Origin of the sequence: Streptomyces sp. NPDC058662, from assembly GCF_042716255.1 — a bacterium.
In the GTDB taxonomy this organism is placed as follows: domain Bacteria; phylum Actinomycetota; class Actinomycetes; order Streptomycetales; family Streptomycetaceae; genus Streptomyces.
Genome location: NZ_JBHXRU010000085.1, coordinates 12,195 through 28,302 on the forward strand (window position 1 = coordinate 12,195; position 16,108 = coordinate 28,302).

At 74.4% G+C, this 16,108-nt stretch carries 16 protein-coding genes and 1 pseudogene; 13 read left to right on the forward strand and 4 right to left on the reverse strand.

The features are described 5' to 3' along the window. Positions 1–182 precede the first annotated feature (182 nt). The 6 genes from ACFWUQ_RS24585 (at position 183) to ACFWUQ_RS24610 (ending at position 4,406) form a co-directional block, all read left to right on the forward strand. The gene (locus tag ACFWUQ_RS24585) at positions 183–1,022 is read left to right on the forward strand and encodes a SigB/SigF/SigG family RNA polymerase sigma factor (RefSeq protein ID WP_384541809.1); all 840 of its coding nucleotides are present in this window, start codon (positions 183–185) and stop codon (positions 1,020–1,022) included. A 9-nt stretch (positions 1,023–1,031) separates the two neighbouring features. Next, positions 1,032–1,460, forward strand: coding sequence for an STAS domain-containing protein (locus ACFWUQ_RS24590; RefSeq protein WP_384541811.1), 429 nt, complete (start codon positions 1,032–1,034; stop codon positions 1,458–1,460). Continuing rightward, positions 1,457–2,407, forward strand: coding sequence for an anti-sigma factor RsbA family regulatory protein (locus tag ACFWUQ_RS24595; protein WP_384541814.1), 951 nt, complete (start codon positions 1,457–1,459; stop codon positions 2,405–2,407). Before ACFWUQ_RS24590 ends, ACFWUQ_RS24595 begins: the two co-directional genes overlap by 4 nt. Before the next feature lie 183 nt (positions 2,408–2,590). Next, a complete protein-coding gene (locus tag ACFWUQ_RS24600; RefSeq protein ID WP_384541817.1) occupies positions 2,591–3,022 on the forward strand; it encodes an ATP-binding protein in 432 nt (143 codons plus the stop codon). Positions 3,023–3,152: 130 nt separating this feature from the next. Further along, positions 3,153–3,602: an SRPBCC family protein gene (locus ACFWUQ_RS24605; protein WP_384541819.1), complete on the forward strand. Its 450-nt coding sequence runs from the start codon at positions 3,153–3,155 to the stop codon at positions 3,600–3,602. A gap of 195 nt (positions 3,603–3,797) precedes the next feature. Next, a complete protein-coding gene (locus tag ACFWUQ_RS24610; RefSeq protein WP_384541822.1) occupies positions 3,798–4,406 on the forward strand; it encodes a response regulator transcription factor in 609 nt (202 codons plus the stop codon). A gap of 142 nt (positions 4,407–4,548) precedes the next feature. On the opposite strand, the gene ACFWUQ_RS24615 is transcribed toward ACFWUQ_RS24610, so the two are convergent. The 3 genes from ACFWUQ_RS24615 to ACFWUQ_RS24625 form a co-directional block, all read right to left on the reverse strand. Continuing rightward, positions 4,549–5,793 carry an ATP-binding cassette domain-containing protein gene (locus ACFWUQ_RS24615; protein ID WP_384541825.1) on the reverse strand — a complete coding sequence of 415 codons (1,245 nt, stop codon included), beginning with the start codon at positions 5,791–5,793 and terminating at the stop codon, positions 4,549–4,551. Positions 5,794–5,896: 103 nt separating this feature from the next. Then, positions 5,897–6,265: a PRC-barrel domain-containing protein gene (locus tag ACFWUQ_RS24620; RefSeq protein ID WP_384541828.1), complete on the reverse strand. Its 369-nt coding sequence runs from the start codon at positions 6,263–6,265 to the stop codon at positions 5,897–5,899. 322 nt (positions 6,266–6,587) lie between these two features. After that, positions 6,588–6,749, reverse strand: a complete 162-nt coding sequence (locus tag ACFWUQ_RS24625; protein ID WP_384541830.1) for a hydrophobic protein — start codon at positions 6,747–6,749, stop codon at positions 6,588–6,590. A 467-nt stretch (positions 6,750–7,216) separates the two neighbouring features. Here ACFWUQ_RS24625 and ACFWUQ_RS24630 point away from each other — a divergent pair, with 467 nt between their 5' ends. Beyond that, the gene (locus tag ACFWUQ_RS24630) at positions 7,217–7,807 is read left to right on the forward strand and encodes a hypothetical protein (protein ID WP_384541833.1); all 591 of its coding nucleotides are present in this window, start codon (positions 7,217–7,219) and stop codon (positions 7,805–7,807) included. Positions 7,808–8,028: 221 nt separating this feature from the next. Further along, complete coding sequence (locus ACFWUQ_RS24635; RefSeq protein WP_384541835.1) at positions 8,029–8,664, forward strand: VOC family protein; 636 nt, start codon at positions 8,029–8,031, stop codon at positions 8,662–8,664. A gap of 554 nt (positions 8,665–9,218) precedes the next feature. Here ACFWUQ_RS24635 and ACFWUQ_RS24640 read toward each other — a convergent pair. Further along, complete coding sequence (locus tag ACFWUQ_RS24640; protein WP_384541838.1) at positions 9,219–10,211, reverse strand: trypsin-like serine peptidase; 993 nt, start codon at positions 10,209–10,211, stop codon at positions 9,219–9,221. Between the two features lie 251 nt (positions 10,212–10,462). Between ACFWUQ_RS24640 and ACFWUQ_RS24645 the strand changes: the two genes are divergently transcribed. The 5 genes and pseudogenes from ACFWUQ_RS24645 to ACFWUQ_RS24665 form a co-directional block, all read left to right on the forward strand. After that, the gene (locus ACFWUQ_RS24645; RefSeq protein ID WP_384541840.1) at positions 10,463–11,155 is read left to right on the forward strand and encodes a hypothetical protein; all 693 of its coding nucleotides are present in this window, start codon (positions 10,463–10,465) and stop codon (positions 11,153–11,155) included. A 337-nt stretch (positions 11,156–11,492) separates the two neighbouring features. Next, positions 11,493–12,059: a DoxX family membrane protein gene (locus ACFWUQ_RS24650; protein WP_384541843.1), complete on the forward strand. Its 567-nt coding sequence runs from the start codon at positions 11,493–11,495 to the stop codon at positions 12,057–12,059. A gap of 83 nt (positions 12,060–12,142) precedes the next feature. Beyond that, positions 12,143–13,435, forward strand: coding sequence for a hypothetical protein (locus ACFWUQ_RS24655; protein WP_384541846.1), 1,293 nt, complete (start codon positions 12,143–12,145; stop codon positions 13,433–13,435). Next, positions 13,432–15,513 carry a hypothetical protein gene (locus ACFWUQ_RS24660; protein WP_384541849.1) on the forward strand — a complete coding sequence of 694 codons (2,082 nt, stop codon included), beginning with the start codon at positions 13,432–13,434 and terminating at the stop codon, positions 15,511–15,513. The genes ACFWUQ_RS24655 and ACFWUQ_RS24660 overlap by 4 nt, the downstream gene beginning before the upstream one ends. Before the next feature lie 77 nt (positions 15,514–15,590). After that, a pseudogene (locus ACFWUQ_RS24665) lies at positions 15,591–16,108 on the forward strand (MoxR family ATPase); the annotation flags it as partial.

The window sequence follows — 16,108 nt, forward strand, 5'->3', positions numbered from 1 at the left end:
GGCGAAGAGATTCATGCCACGGGAGTGTGTAGAACCGCGGAGCCGGGGCAGACGCGTCCCGCCAGCCGTCAGTCAACCGGGAGGGAGCGGCCAGCATGTCTCGCTCGGCCACCGCAGTAGGCCACATCCGTGCAACCGAGGCGCGCGTTCCGGCGAGCGGCCGGGGCACCGCGGAATCGCCGATGCCGGACGCGGCACCGCTCCATGTCGACAACCCCCGGGAGATGGCGCCCTCCGACGCCCGCGAGCTGTCGCGCGTCTTCTTCCAGCGGCTGCGGGACCTGGAGGAGGGCACCCGGGAGTACCAGTACACCCGCAACACACTGATCGAGATGAACCTCTCCCTCGTGCAGTTCGCCGCGCGCCGGTTCCGGGCCCGCGTGCAGGGCGGCGGCATCGACATGGACGACATCATCCAGGTGGGGACCATCGGCCTGATCAAGGCCATCGACCGCTACGACCTCGAACGCGAGGTGGAGTTCTCCACCCTCGCCCTCCCCTACATCACGGGCGAGATCAAGCGCTACTTCCGCGACACCACCTGGGCCGTGCACGTCCCCCGCCGCCTGCAGGAGCTGCGTACCGAGCTGGCGAAGGCGCAGGAGGCCCTGACCGACGTCCTGGGCAGGGCGCCGACGGTCAAGGAGGTCGCCCAGCACCTGGAGCTGTCCGAGGACGAGGTCATCGACGGCCTGGTGGCCGCGAACGGCTACACGAGCGGGTCCCTGGACACCTCCGGCGCCGAGAGCGACGTCCCGTCCACGACGAGCCGCACGACCCGGCCGCTTGCGGAGCGCCTCGGCGACGTCGATCCCGCCATGGAGCTCTTCGAGGAGTTCCACACCCTCGCGCCCCTGCTGGAGAAGCTCGACGAACGCGACCGGCTCATCCTGAGCATGCGCTTCGGCCAGGACCGCACCCAGGCGGAGATCGGCGCCGAACTGGGCATCTCGCAGATGCAGGTCTCCCGCCTCCTGTCCCGGACGCTGGCGCGGCTTCGCACCGGCATGCTCGCCGAGTAGGATCCCGGCATGGCGTCCGTCGACCGACCCGACAGCTCCGCCTCCCCCGTCGGCCCCCGTCCGGGACCGGCCGACGGGGCGGGGGCGGACGCCGTCGCGCCGTGCGCGGATACGCGGGCGGCGGGCACGACGGCGCTGACCGTCATGCCGCTGCCGGACCTGCCCGGCGCGCGCCTGAGCGGCAGCTGCGACCTGGACACGCGGCACGTGCTGTCGGCGGCACTGGGTACAGTGACCGGGATCCCCGGCCCCGTGGTCCACCTCGATCTCTCGGCCGTCCTCTTCCTCGATCCGGCCGCGGTCGCCGCACTGGTGCAGGCGGCGGCCGATCTCAACGGGCAGGGGCGTCGTCTGTTGCTCCACGACCCGCCATACTCGCTGCGCAAGGTAGTGGAGATGTTCCCGGACGAATGCGCCGCGCTGGAGGTCGCAGCATGATCACTGTTCCTGCGCCCGCCGGGCCCGGGGCCTTCGTCCACCCTGCCCTCTTCTACCAGGACCTCGACGAGTACCTGGCCGGGGTGGGCGGTTTCGTACGCACGGCTCTGGACGCGGACGAACCGGTCCTCGTCGCGGTCCCCGGCCCGCACCTGGACTCCCTGCGCGAGCACCTCGGCGGGAGCGCGTCGGAGGTCACCTGGACGGACATGACGGATCTGGGCCGCAATCCCGGCCGTATCCTCGCCGCCCTGCAGGACTTCGCGGACCGGCACACGGGCCGCGCGCCGCGGATCGTCGGCGAGCCGATCTGGCCCGGCCGCTCCCCCGCCGAGGTGCGGGAGGCCACCCGCCACGAGGCCCTCATCAACACGGCCTTCGCGGGACGCCCGGCCACCATCCTGTGCCCGTACGACGTGGAGCGCCTGGCTCCCGCGGTCGTGGCGGACGCCCGGCGCACCCACCCCACCCTCATAGAGGGGGGCCAGGATGTGCTGAGTCCGGCCTACACGGACGCCGCGCGCGTCAGCGCGGACTGCGACCTGCCGCTGCCCGCGCACGAGGGCGACGCGCACCGGATCGACTACTCCCACGGGGAGCTCGCCGGGGTGCGCGAGCATGCCGAGCGCTGGGCCCGCGGAACAGCCCTGACCCCGGCGCGGCGGGGTGACTTCGTCCTGGCCGTCAGCGAGGCGGCGGCCAACTCCCTCTCGCACGGGGGCGGCAAGGGCACCTTGCGGCTGTGGACCGTTGCCGGGACCGGGGTGGTGGCCGAGATCCACGACGCCGGCCGGCTGGCCGATCCGCTGGCGGGGCGCCGACGTCCCTCCCTGGCGTCGGCCAGGGGCGGGCGCGGGCTGTGGATGATCCACCAGCTCTGCGATCTGGTCGAGGTGCGCGCCCTGGAAACCGGCTTCACGCTGCGGCTTCACATGGCGACGCCCTGAGCCCGGCCGTCCCCTAGACTGTCACGGGCGCGTTCGCACGCCCCCGCGATGCCGGGGGACGGACGCAATATCCGGGACACCGAGCGCGGCTCGCGCCGGGCAGGTCCCGTGAGCACAGATCAGTGTCGACGTGGGGGGCGAGAAGCCGTAGTGGAGACCGTCGGTCCGGAAACAGGCGAGCCAGTGGGCAGCGGCCTTCCCGTACGGGGCCAGCGGCGCCGGCTCGCCCTGGCGGGCGTCCGGGGTCCGGTGGCCAAGGGCCGCGACTTCGCGCGCGAGGCCCTGCGGGACTGGGGCTGGGACGGGACCGAGACGGCCGATGACACCCTGCTTCTCGTGTCCGAGCTGCTGACGAACGCGTCGCTGCACGCGGGCGGCTGCCTGGAGCTGGTGCTCACCGCGGGCGATGTCCTGCGCGTGGAGGTGTACGACGCCACGACGGTCCTGCCCCACCGCCACCCGGCCCCGCAGCGCGGCGTTCCGGGCGGCCACGGCCTGTACATCGTGGAGCGCCTGTCCGATCGCTGGGGCGCTGCCGCGCACGACCGCGGCAAGGCCGTCTGGGTCGAGGTCGAGGCAGCCCGGCTGAAGTCCGGCAGGCCCGCGGGAGGCTGACCCCGGCGCCGCGCCCTCCTACCCCCGCGCATGGGGCCCTCGGGGGTGGGTAGCCGCGCCCGTGGACGTCCTGACGGACGACCCCGCACCTCGGGGGTGCGGGGCTGCCGACACCACGGAAGGGGTGCGCATGTCGCACGTCGAGGAGTATGTCGAGGTCAACGTTCCCGTTCGCACGGCCTACAACCAGTGGACGCAGTTCGAGGATTTCCCCGCCTTCATGGAGGGGGTCGAACGGATCGACCAGCGCACGGACACGCTCACCCACTGGGTGACGAACGTGAACGGCGTGCAGCGCGAGTTCGACGCGCAGATCACCGAGCAGCTCCCGGACCAGCGCGTCGCGTGGATGACGGTCGACGGGGAGGCCCGCCAGGCGGGGCTCGTCACTTTCCAGCCGATCGACGCCAGCACCACCAAGGTCGTCCTGCACATGAACTGGGTGCCCGACGGCCTGGCCGAGGCCGCGGCCGACAAGCTCGGCTTCGTCAAGCGGCAGGTGGCCGGCGACCTCAAGCGATTCAAGCTGTTCATCGAGTCGCGCGGGGTCGCGACGGGTGCCTGGCGCGGCGAGGTCTGACGCCGGCAGGAGGGGTGTGAGGGCGGGCCGGTCAGTCCTTCAAGGGGGTTACCCGCCCAAGATGAGCGGGTTCCTCGGAGGATCTCGGCCAAGTTGCCCGTACGCCCCTGCACGCCCCCCGGAGTGACGTTCCATCACCCCTGTACGGGGGCACCCGCGAGGTGCCGTTGGTTCGTCTACTCGGGAGAGCACACGATGACGAAGGTCCTCGTCCTGCACAGCGTCACCCTGGTCAGATCCGCACTGGCCGCCCTGCTGAGATCAGAAGGGCCTTTCGAAGTCACATCGGCGGGCTGGCGGGCCGCTTCGCGCGAGGCCGAGAATTTACGACCGGACGTGATGGTCGTCGACCTCGACTGTCCGGGTGCGACCGCGGTCCTGGACGACGACGGGCGCGGGGACCGCCAGGTCCTCGCGTCCCCCTCCCCGGTACTCGTCCTCGCGTCGACCGGCGCACCCGGCACCCTGCACCGCGCCTTCCGCGCCGAGGCCCGCGGCTACGTCGACAAGGACGGCTCGCCGGGGCGCCTCGTACGGGCGGTGCGGAAGGTCGCCGCGGGGGAACGGTTCATCGACGCGTCCCTGGCCTCGGCCTTCATGGAGGCCGATCCCGTACCCCTGAGCCCCCGGGAACTGAGCGTGCTGGCGCGGGCCGCGGAGGGCGATTCCATCGCCGAGATAGCCCGTACCCTGCACCTGGCCAGCGGCACGGTACGCAACTACATGGCGGCGGCGACGCGCAAGACCGGTGCGCGCAACCTCATCGACGCGATCCGGATATCCCGGCGGGCGGGCTGGGTCTGATCAGCGGGAACTCCCGCGCACGGTCGCGGCCGGGGAGGACGGCCCCGGCCCGGCACCAGGGCCCCGGCCCCCGCACGAGGGCGTTGACCCGGCACGAGGACGCTGACCCGGTACGAGGGCGCCGACCCTGCGGGCCGCCGCGTCACGTGTCCGTGACGCGGTCCCACGTCCCCACCAGATCGCGGTACAGGGGCGAGCGGGCCGGCAGCTCCGCATGCGTCCCGCACATGGCGCGGGTCCCGTCGAGGACGAGGACCCGGTCGGCGCGGGCCGCTGACGAGACCCGGTGGGCCACGACGACGAGGGTGCCGGGCCGATCCGCGAGGGCCCTTTCGGCACGCTCCTCCGTGCGCGGGTCCAAGTGGCAGGTCGCCTCGTCGAGCAGCAGCAGCGGGGCCGGCGAGAGGTAGGCGGCGGCGACGGCGAGGTGCTGGCTCTCGCCCCGGGACAGCAGCCGGGGGGACACCTCGGCGTCCAGGCCGCCCAGCCGGTCCACCAGGGCCTCCAGCCCCAGGGCGGCGATCGCGCCCCGTACCCGTGCCTCCTCGGCGGCGGTGGCGGCGGGGCCGCGGCAGAAGTGGGTCAGGTTCTCCCGCACCGTGCCGGTGAACACGTAGGCCTGCTGCGGAAGCAGGGTCCGCCGCGGGTCCGGTCCCGCGGCCCCCGCGCCACGGCGGGCCGCCGCACCGGCGACGAGGACCGTGCCCGTGTCGGGGGACAGCATTCCGGCGAGCAGCGCGGTGAGCGTGGACTTGCCGATGCCGCTCGGGCCGACCACGGCGAGGTGCTCCCCCGGCCGCACCACCAGGTCGAGGGCGTCCAGTACGGGGACGGCGCCCGGTCCGTAGGCGAAGGTGACTCCTCTGAGCTCGGCGGCGGCAGCGGCCCTCCGGCCGACTCGGGCGGGCGGCCGCGCCTCGGTCGTGTCGCGGCTGCCGCCGGGCGGCGGTGGGGCCGCCGGCGGGGTGGGGGACAGGGATGGGGGCGGCTCACAGAAGCGTTCGAGCACCACCAGGAGCCGGGTGCCTGCCGAACCGAGCGCCGTCATCAGGGAGTTCAGGGCCGGCAGCAGGGCCTGCACCACGTACGTGAGGCCCCCGGCCAGCGCGCCGGCGGTGACACCCCGCCCGAGCAGCCAGGGTGTCGCGGCCAGCAGGGCGACCACCGGGAGCCGGCCCGCCGTACCCAGGGCCAGGGTGCGCAGAGCCGCCCAGCGCGCGAGGGTGCCCGCCAGCCGCTCCTGGGCGGCGACAAGGGGCTCGATCCGGGCTCGCGCGGCCTCCTGCCCCCCGCAGGCGACCACGTCGCGCAGCCCCTCCCCCAGGGCCGCCACCCGGTCGGCTAGCGCCTCGTCCGTGTCCAGGGACCGGCGCTGCACGGACGCCATGGGGCGCAGCGTGGGCGCGCACCCGGCCCCCCCCCCCCCCCTGGGGGGGCGCCCCCCCGCTATAGCGCCGGCCCCCCCCCCACCCACGTCGCTCTGGGGACGGTCAGGCGGGCCGGCCGTCGTAGGGCGCGCCGGGGCCGTAGTAGGTACCCAACTGCTCGTGATAGCTCGGGTCGGCGAGGTGCTTGTCCTTGTCGAACTCCGGAGCGTTCTTGATCTGCTCCTTGGTACGGCTGACGTAGACCTTCTCGTACTCGACGTCGATCCGCTCGATGGTGCCGGCAGGGAGAAGGACTTCCTTGCCGAAGATCCACGGGCCGGTGTCGACCACGATGTAGGAGGAGCCGACATCGTCGGAGTGCTTGTCGACCGTGCCGATGGAACCGTCGCTGGCCTCAACCTTGTAACCGACCAAATCGGCGCCGATCATACGTCCGGAGGACTCGCCGTAACCCCACATGTTGTCGGACATGAAATGCAACTCCTTCGGCCTGCTGTTTCTGGTCCCGGTCTCGGGCCTTCGTAAAGGAGCGGTTGCCCCGCCAGGGGAAAACAACACCCCTGAATACTACTTTCGGTTCGCGGTGCGCCTTACGGACCGGGAGGGGGCCGATCGGTGGAGGCAACCGGTTCCCGACTGCGTCACGGCACCCCTCCCGGCTGAGGCGCATCTACCCGGTACCGGCTCGATTACCGGGCGCGCGCAGTGCAGGTGAAAGGGAACAGCTGAACATGGCTCGGGGCCCGTCCTCCGGTGAGGGCGGGCCCCGATCTGCCGCATCGGTTTGGTGCGGCTACCAGCGGTACCAGCGGCCGCTGCTGTTCTTGGGGCGGGCGACGAACCCGATCAGCCAGATCACCAATACCGCGATCGCAACCCACCAAAGGATCTTGATTGCGAAACCGGCACCGGCAAGAACAAGAACGAGCAGAAGAACGAGAAGCAGGGGAACCATGATTATCAACCTCCGAGCAATCGAATGCCCATGCTTCCTCCGAGCATGCATCCAGGACTCACCTGCCTCTCACGCGGAGCGGTCCGGCAAGGCCATTGCCGCCGACCGTATGGCCGTCGTCATCGCCTGGTTCCTGGCCCCGTGCCGAACTCACCACCCTGGCTCACCGACCACCCCGCTGCGGGGGCACCGCCAGCGGCGCGGACCTCGGACGGGTGCAGCTCCACTCCACACCCGAGTCCGTCCACGCCCAGCGCGACGCCGCGGCGTTGAGGGGAGGGCTCCGGGCGCCCAGGACCCAGGAGAACCTCGCGGTCGAGCGGTACGCCGACCGCTGGCCGAAACCCGCCCCCGCCGGACCGGCCGGTGGGGCCCCGATAGGGTCGCCGCTTTGCAGCGCACCCAGGTAGACGGCGTACCGGTTCTCTCGACCTGCGAGGGCGGCCGCCGCTTTGTGGGGGGAGGCCGTGCGGCTCGCTCGACAGGCGCCGAGTCCCGAGGAGGTGGAGGCGGAGGTCGCCTGGTGCCGCAAGGTGCTGGTCGAACGGCCGTCGGTGTTCCTCGAACTGGAAGGGGTTGGGGACTGCGAGCTGTACGGCATTTCGTACCTCGACGGCCCCGCCATGGTGCGGGCGCTGGAGGCGGTCACCGCCGCCGACGTACGCGAGGCCGTCGAACGGGCCGTGGCGGGCGCGGTGCTCGTCGTCCCGCACGGCACGCTCCCGGTCCTCACCGGCCTGGACGGCAGGCGTCTGGGGCACACCCAGGTCTGTGAGCAGTGGGACGTGCCCCCGCCGGACGGCGAGGTGCACAGGCGCCCGCTGCGCGCCCGGCTCGGCCGCGGGGACGGTGCGGCGGACCGTATCGTGCGCACGCCGCACTCGCTCGTCCGGTGTCGGGACGACTGGTACCACGAGTACCGCTTCGACGAGGTCGTCGAACTGGAGCGGTGGGGGGACGCCCGGCGGGCGATCGGCCGCTGCGGCTGTCTGCTGGAGCTCGTTCCCGGCACCTTTCAGGGCATGGACCTCCTCATACGGCCGCCGGCCCGGATGTAGCGGGAGGGTGGTGCGGGTTGAGCCGGGACATGAACCCCCGAGCGCCGGCCTGCCCATGACCCGTCGCTCGACGAGGCGACAGTGCTGCCTGGGCGCAACCGGGCCTCTACCGCCGGGATGGCGGTGATCGATCCGCTCCACGGCTGAATCCGCGGCGGACTCGACCGGGGCGGCGGGCGTGGCGTCGGGATTCGTGTGGGCTGTCGGGTGATGATGCCGCAGTGCGACTTGATCACGTGTCCTATGCGGTGGCCCGCGAGAGCTTCGTCTCGACCGTCCAGTGGATCGGATCGGCCCTCGGCGGCGGGTTCGTCGACGGGGGCGTGCACCCGCGATTCGGCACCCGCAATTTCATTCTCCCGCTGAGCGGCGGCACTTACGTCGAGGTCGTCACCACACTCGACCATCCCGCCGCCGACCGCGCACCCTTCGGCCGGGCGGTCGCGCGCCGCGCCGCCGAGGGCGGCGGCTGGCTCGGTTGGGTGGTCTCCGTCGACGACATCGCCCCGGTCGAGGCCCGCCTCGGCCGCACCTCGGCCGAGGGCCACCGTGTCCGCCCCGACGGCTTCGACCTGAGGTGGAAGCAGATCGGCCTGCTGGAACTGCTGGACGACCCGCAACTGCCCTACTTCCTCCAGTGGCTGGTCCCCATCGAGGAACGCCCCAGCGCCGACCCGCGCACCTCCACCGCCATCCACGGGGTCTCCATCGCCGGCGACGCCGCCTCCATCGCCGAGTTCCTCGGCGAACCGGCCGACCACCCCCTCGACCAGATCGACGTCACCTGGGTCGAGGACGAGGAACCGGGCCTGGTCTCGGTAGAGTTCGCCACCGCCCGCGGCCCGGTCACGATCTGACCAGGGCTACTGCCCACAGGCCCCGAACCCGACCGTTGACCCTGCTCGCGGACCGGGCCTACTCCTCCCGTGCAATCTGATCCCACCAACGAGGACGCGGGATCCGCGCGATCATCCCCCAGCCGTCAACGGCCACCACCTGCGGCGCAGATACCAAGGCGGCTGCCCGGCCTCGACGCCGCGGTCTGCAAGCATCGGAACAGCATCGAACGCTCCGAGCACGCTGTCACCGCTTATGTGGACAGTGCAAGTGATCACCCTGGGGGTTGCGTCGGTGGAGAGCTTGCTCGGCAGCTCGCAACTGGCCAGTACTGGGATTCGCACGGGCCCGGGTCCACTCCGGCAGCCCCGCTGGGAATGCGGTGGTCGCACCACCCGCAGAGCAGGCAGGCGGGTGACCGTGGTGGAGCGGGACGAACCCGCGACGGCCGCCTACCCGCCGCACCACGAGGCGCCGCCGAGCCCGTGAAGCGGTCCCGGCCGGGCCCGGGGCGGACACGAGTCCCGGCCGGGTCGCGGGGTCGTTCGCTTTCGGTGCCGCCGGCGGTTGCCCGTTAGCCGGCGCCGGGTACCCGGCCCTGGCGTGGTGCGGACACGGCGGCGTTCGGGCCCTTGGCGGCGCGTTCGTACAGGGCGCGGACGTCGTCGCCGAAGTAGACGCTGTACGAGGTCTGTTCGTCGCCGCCCCCGTCGCGGCCGCCGACCACCCCGATCAGGGTGCGGCCGTCGGTCAGGACCGGCCCGCCGCTGCTGCCGTTCGGTACGTCCGCGCAGTCCAGGCGCAGCTGCGTCGGCCCCGCCGCGCGGGCGGTGCTGCGGCAGTCCACCGGCTCCTCGGCGGCGTTGGGGTAGCCCACCACCCGTGCCGGCCGGGGCAGTTCGGGGCGGAAGGCGATGGTCGCGGCCCCGGTGACGTCCTCCAGCCGCTGCCCGGGATACCCGGGCCGGCGCAGCCGGACGAAGGCGATGTCGTGGTCGGGGTCCTGGTCCTCGATCCAGCGGGGGTCCACGTCGATCCGGGTCGGCACCCAGACGCCGTACGGGGCGACCCCCTCGCGGTAGCCGGGCACGAAGGCGAGGTTCGTGCGGAAGCCGGCCCGGTACACGCAGTGGGCGGCGGTGGCCATGAGGTCGCCGCCGGCGGAGTGGACCACGACGCCCGAGCAGTGGTGGTCGGAGTCCGCGTCGACGCCGGGGGAGAACAGCGCGCCGGTCGCGGGCTCGGCCGGGGCGGGCCGGGCCTCCAGCGGGTCGGAGGGCTGCCAGCCGCCGGACCGCCAGTCGGCGGGGGCCCCGCCCGCGCCGAAGGCCTTGGAGTCCGTGGCCGGTTCCGGGTCCTCACGGACCAGGCCGTCCAGCACGGCGGACGCGGTCCGGTCGGCGCGCTCCGGGTCCTGCTGGTAGACACCCGCCTGCGCGTCCCCGTCGGAGAGGTGGGCGACGTAGCCGCGCAGCTCCCAGAGGTACGCCGCGCCCCCGGCGAGCAGCGCGCAGACGCCGACGAGCAGGAGGACCCGTACCGCCCGCCCGTGGTACCTGCCGAACATGTCGCACTCCCGCCCCGCCCGCGCCGATGACCCACCTGTTCGATGAGGGTGCGCCGGGCCCGGTTCCGGACGGCCCACGTGTCCGTTCTCACAACTCGGGAGGCCGGGGTGGCCAACTGGACAAGGCGCGGCCGGTCGGACGACGATGCGGGCAAGAGTGCCGCTGGCAGCACCGGGGGCGGGCCGCGATCACGCAGCCATCCGGGCGTGCTGCCCCGCGTCCCCGCACCGCCACGGAGGAACACCCCGAGATGAGCTTCGGCGACCCGAACAACCCCTACGGGCAGCAGCCCCCGCAGGGCCCGCCCGGCTACGGATACCCGCAGCAGGCCCCGCAGGGCGTCCCGCCGCAGGGCGGCTACGCGTACCCGCAGCAGCAGGGTTACCCGGGCGCGCCGGCCGGCTACCCCGGTTATCCCGGTGGCCCCCCGGGCTACCCGGGCCACCCCGGCCCCGGACACCCGGGCGCCGGGGCCGAGATGCCCGGCGGCGCGAAGGCCGCCCGCGTCATCCTCTTCATCCTGGGCGGCCTGCAGGTCCTGGGCGGTCTGATCGTCGCCGTCGGCGGCGCGCTCTTCGCCTCGGCCTTCTCGGACTCCTCCCGCTCCACGGCGGAGGACGTGGGATCGGTCGTGGCCGGCATGCTCGTCGTCGTGGGCATCCTGCTCATCGGCGTGGCCCTGTGGCCCATCCTGACGGCCGCCAAGATGAGCAAGGGCCGCGGCGGGGTCCGCGTCTCGGGCATCGTGTACGGCTCGCTGCAGGCCCTCGGCGGCGGTTTCAGCCTCCTCGCCAACCTCGCCGTCCTCGGCGGCGAGACCCAGGCCCCGCTGGGGACCTCGGTCTTCGGCCTGGTGATGGCCGCGATGGGCCTCGGCCTCGGCATCTGGATCGTCGTCGGCCTGGTCAAGGCCGGCGACTACTTCAGGCGTCCGACCTACTGACACCCGGACCACGCCCCCGGCGAAGGCCGCCCCCGCGCCACCGCGGAGGGCGGCCTTCGCCGTACGGGCCGGGGGCGGCCCTCCCCGAACGTCGCCGTACGGGCCCCGCCGCCGCATCGCCCGCCCGGTCGCCCGCCCCTCCGCGGCCCCATCGCCCGACCGGTCGCCCCGCGCGTCGCCCGTCCCGCCGCCCGCCGCGTCGCCCGACCGGTCGCCCGGCGGTGCCCCGTCCGGCGGATCTTGCGGCGGCCGAGGGGCCGCGGCGCGCGGACCGGTTACGTATGAGCGGACCGCTCCGCGCCGGCCGCGTGCCGGGCCCACCCACCGGGAGACCTCGATGACCCGCATCAACCGACGTGACCTCGCCCTGCTCGCCCTGCGGACCGGTACCGGGGCGGTGCTGATGGCGCACGGTACGCAGAAGCTCTTCGGATGGTTCGGCGGGGCGGGACTGGAGAAGACGGCGGCCGCGATGGAGCAGATGGGCTACCGGCCCGGGCGCCCGAGCGCGGTCGCCGCCGGCATGGGCGAGGCCGGCGGCGGGGCGCTGCTGATCCTCGGGCTGGCCACGCCGGCCGCTGGGGCCGCGGCGGCCGGGGCGATGGCGGGCGCGGTGGCCGTGCACGCCCCCGCAGGCTTCTTCGCGCAGGGCGGCGGCTTCGAGTACCCCGCCTTCCTCGGGTTCACCGCGGCCGCGATCGGCCTCGCCGGGGCGGGCCGGTACGCCCTGGACCACGCCACCGGCCACACCTTCGACCAGCCGTGGACCCTCGGCCTGGCCTTCGCCGGCAGCGCTCTCGCGGCCGGGGTGGTCGTCACCCGCCGGGCCCGGGCGGCGCAGGCGGCGGCGGACACCGCCGACGAGCTGCGCGACGAGCCGGGGCCGGTGGCCGAGGGGCGCTGAACTCGGCGTTCCGGCCCCCCGGTCGGCCGCGCGGCGCTAGGGTGCCGGGCGGGGACGACTGCACGAGGGGGACGGTGTCGCCGATGCGTTTTCTCTTTGTCCACGGTACGGGCGTGCGGCGCGACCGCCACGACACGCTCTTCGCGCTGGTCCGCGAGCGGCTCGCGGCCCGCTTCCCCGGGGCGGACGTCGACTCCTGCTACTGGGGCGGCCGGTTCGGCGCGACCCTCGGCGCCGGGGGCCGGTCCGTACCGGGCATGCGCCCGCGCACGGACCCGGTGGATGCCGAGACGGCGGAGTGGGCCCTGCTGGTCGCCGATCCGCTGTGCGAGTTACGGGTCCTGGCGGAGGCGGGCTGGGAGGAGGCGCCGCCCGGACCGGGCGCGGGCGACCGGGACGGCTCCGCGGACGGCTGCCTCGACGCCTACGACGACCCGTACGGTGACGCCTTCGCGATGCCCGGCGTCCGCTCCGCCGGCGCCCGCGTGCTCGGCCTGCTGGCCGCACTGCCGCCCGTGCCCGACGGGTCCGACGCCGAGCTCGCCGCCCTGCTGCACGGGACCGGCCTCGCGGCCGGCTTCCCGGCCGCCCTCGACTCCACCGCCCGCTCCGCGGAGGCGGACCGCGCCGGGGAGCGCGCCACCGGGGAGCCGCAGGCGCGCGAGCTGGCCACCGCCCTGGCCCGCGCCGTGACCGCCGCCGCCCTCGCCGACGCGGGCGCCGACGCCGACTGCACCGGCGCCGAGCGGGACCGGCTCGTCGAACTGCTCGTCAGCCGCCTCGGCGGCGACGCCCGGGTCCCCGGCGCGCGGGCGGCGGCCGTCCTGGGCAGGCTCGCCCAACGGGTCACCACGCAGCCCCTGCTCAACGCCTGGCGCGGCTCCCTCACGGCCGGCGCCACCCCCGCGCTCGGCGACATCCTGCGCTACCAGGCCCGGGGCGGCGACCTGCGGGAATTCCTCCAGGCCCGGATCACCGCCGAACCCGGGCCGACCGTCCTCATCGGCCACAGCCTCGGCGGGATCGCCCTGTTCGACCTGCTGGCCCTCGCCGCCGCCCGGGGCGAGCCCGTCCCCGGGGCGGCCCTGCTCGTCACCGTCGGCTCCCAGGCCCCCTTCCTCCACGAGCTCGGCGCGCTGACCGCGCTCGCTCCCGGCGCGAAGCTCCCGCCCGGCTTCCCGCGCTGGCTCAACGTGTACGACCGCCAGGACGTCCTCGCCTACCTCGCAGCACCCGTCTTTCCCGGGGACGAGCGGATCAGCGACCACGAGGTCTCCAGCCGGCAGCCCTTTCCGGCCTGCCACAGCGCGTACTGGAAACAGGCCTCCCTCTACCGGCGGATCGAGGAGGCGGTGGCCGAAGCGGAGATCGGGTGACTTCCCCCGGCCTGCTGCCCCCCGGACTCCTGCCCCCCGGCCTCGGACCGGCACGGACCTTCGCGCTCGTCGCCGGCGTCGAGCGGTACGACATCAGCCGCCGGTGGAACCTGCGCGGCCCGGCCCGCGACGCCCTGCGCTTCGCCCGGTGGCTGACCGGCCCCGGCGAGGTGCCGCCCGGCAACGTACGGCTGCTGCTGTCCCCGCTCGACGAACCGGACACGCTGCGGTGGCCCGACTCCCCGGCCATGGCCGCGCTGCGGACGGCGTACCGGCCGGCGACCGAGGAGAACGTCAAGTCCGCGCTGCTCGACGAACTGCCGCAGTGCGACGGGGACCTGCTCTGGATCTTCTGGGCCGGGCACGGCTACCTCGGCCCCCGGCAGGAGCTGATGCTGCCCTGCGCCGACGCGCGTCCCGGCCAGATCCGCCACCTCAACCTCGATTCCGCGCTGCGCTTCTGGCGCACCGACCTCGTCACGCGGCGCCGGTTCCCGCTCCAGGCCGCCCTCGTGGACTCCTGCCGGGTCGACGCGCCGCGTGACAGCCGGTGGAACTTCGGCGCCATGGACTACGGCGGCGGGAACTCCGTACCGGGGCGCCGCCAGTTCCGGCTGTACGCCTCCCGCGAGGGCGAGGCCGCGCGCAACGACGCCGAGCGGGGCGCCGGCCGGTTCACCGAGGCGCTGCTCGGCGAACTCGGGGAGAGGTCCGTACGGGAGGGCGTCAGCGAGCTCGCCGGCGCCGCCCGCAGCATCCACCGCACCTTCCAGGAACTGCGCGAGCGGGGCGACGGATGGCAGCTGCCGCAGTTCGTGGTGGACCGGGACTGGGACTCCTGCTCCTTCCTGGACGACGGCCTGCCCGGCCCCGCCGCTCCCGCGCCGTCCCGCCTCGACCAGCGGGCCTGGGACGAACTCGGCGCGCTCTTCGAGGGCCGCGAACCGCCGCGCGGCGCCCACGAGGCCTACGCCTGGGCGTTCACGGCGGCGGGCTGCGCCGCACCGGTGGGCGCCGGCCTGCCCGGGGACACCCTCCTGGAGGTGGTCCAGGACCTCGACGAACGCCAGGGCGGCCGGTCCGGGATGCCCCTCGCGGTGCCCTTCGTACGGTGCCTCGCGGACCGGGCCGCCGAGGCGGGCCACACGGCGTGGGCGCTCCGCTTGCGGGACTGGGTGGGGGAGACGAGGGACCGGCTCGCACTGCCCGTGCTGCCGCCGCCCCCGCCCGCTCCGCGCAGGACGGTCGTGCACGTACGGCTGGAGACGCCGCCGGGCGGTGGGGACGGGTTCCTGGCCCGCATCTGGCTGCGGGGCGAGCGGACCGACCACGTCTGGGAGTCGGAGCACGGCCCCGTCCGGCTGGACGCCGTACGCGGAGAGCTGCTGCGGCAACTCGACCTGATCGGCGAGGGGTCGGGGCCGCTCGACGACGGCGCGGGGCAGCCGTCGTACGGCGCGGTGGACCGGATCGAGTTCCACGTGCCGTACGAGCTGCTGGAGGCCGATTTCGACCGGTGGCCGGTCCCGCGCGGGCCCGGCGGCCGGGTCCGGGCGCTCGGCCTGCTGTACCAGGTGGTGGTCCGGTGCCCGCAGGAACGGGCCGGCGCGCGGACGGAGTGGCGCACCGCGTGGCGCTGGCTGTGCGCCCGGGGCGGCCGGCACCCCGAAGCCGTCCGGGTGGTGCGCGACGGCGAGGTCACCGACGCCCTCGGCATGGAACTGGCGGCCGGGCCGGCCCCCGCGTGCGTCCTGGCCCACACCGCGAGCGGACCCTCCGACGGGCTGCTGGAGGCGGTACTGGAGGGGGGCGTCCCGGTGGCGGTGTGGCAGCGCGGCGGCGGCGTGCCCGACCCCGCACTGCTGGACCTGCTCGCCCCGGCCGGCCCCGGAGGCGGCCCCGACCCCGGCGCACTGGACGTACTCGGGTTGCCCGCGCGGGTGCGGGAGGTGCGCCGGGCGGCCGCCGGCGCGGTCCCGGGCGCCCCGCACGCCCGGCAACGGGCCGCGGGGGGAGACCGGTTGGTGCTGCTGTGGGACGATCCCGACGACATGCCGGGCCTGCGCTCCCTGACCTGAGCCCGGCGCAGGCCCCCGCCGGGGGCCCCTCCGGGTCCGTTCCCCTCCCCGACCACCGACAGGCGGCGACACCGACGATGGAGGCAGAGGCAGTGGCGAAGGACTGGTGGCTGTACCACGGGACCGGCGCGGGCGCGGACCGGTGCGCCCGTCTCGAAGCCGGATCCCCGCCCCCCTGGCGGGACTTCACCGGTACGCCCGACACCCGCTACGCGCCGCCCGGGTGCGAGGGACCCGCGTGGGAACGCACCCGGCGGCGCGGCGAGGGCTACGTACCCGACGAGCGGGAGAAGGACGTGGTCAACACGGCCCTGCACCTGCGCAGGCCGCTGCTGATCACCGGGAAGCCGGGCGTCGGCAAGTCCACCCTCGCCTACAGCATCGCGGCGGACCTGGGCCTCGGGCCCGTACTGCACTGGCCGATCACCAGCCGCACCGTGCTCCGGGACGGGCTGTACCTGTACGACGCCATCGGACGCCTCCAGGAGGCCGGGCTGGAGCAGCTGCGCCTCCCGGGCACCACGGCGGGCGCGGCGGCGTCGGTGCTCCCGGGCGCGCCGGCCCCGGACCAGGGCGGGCCCGCGCGGCCCGGCCC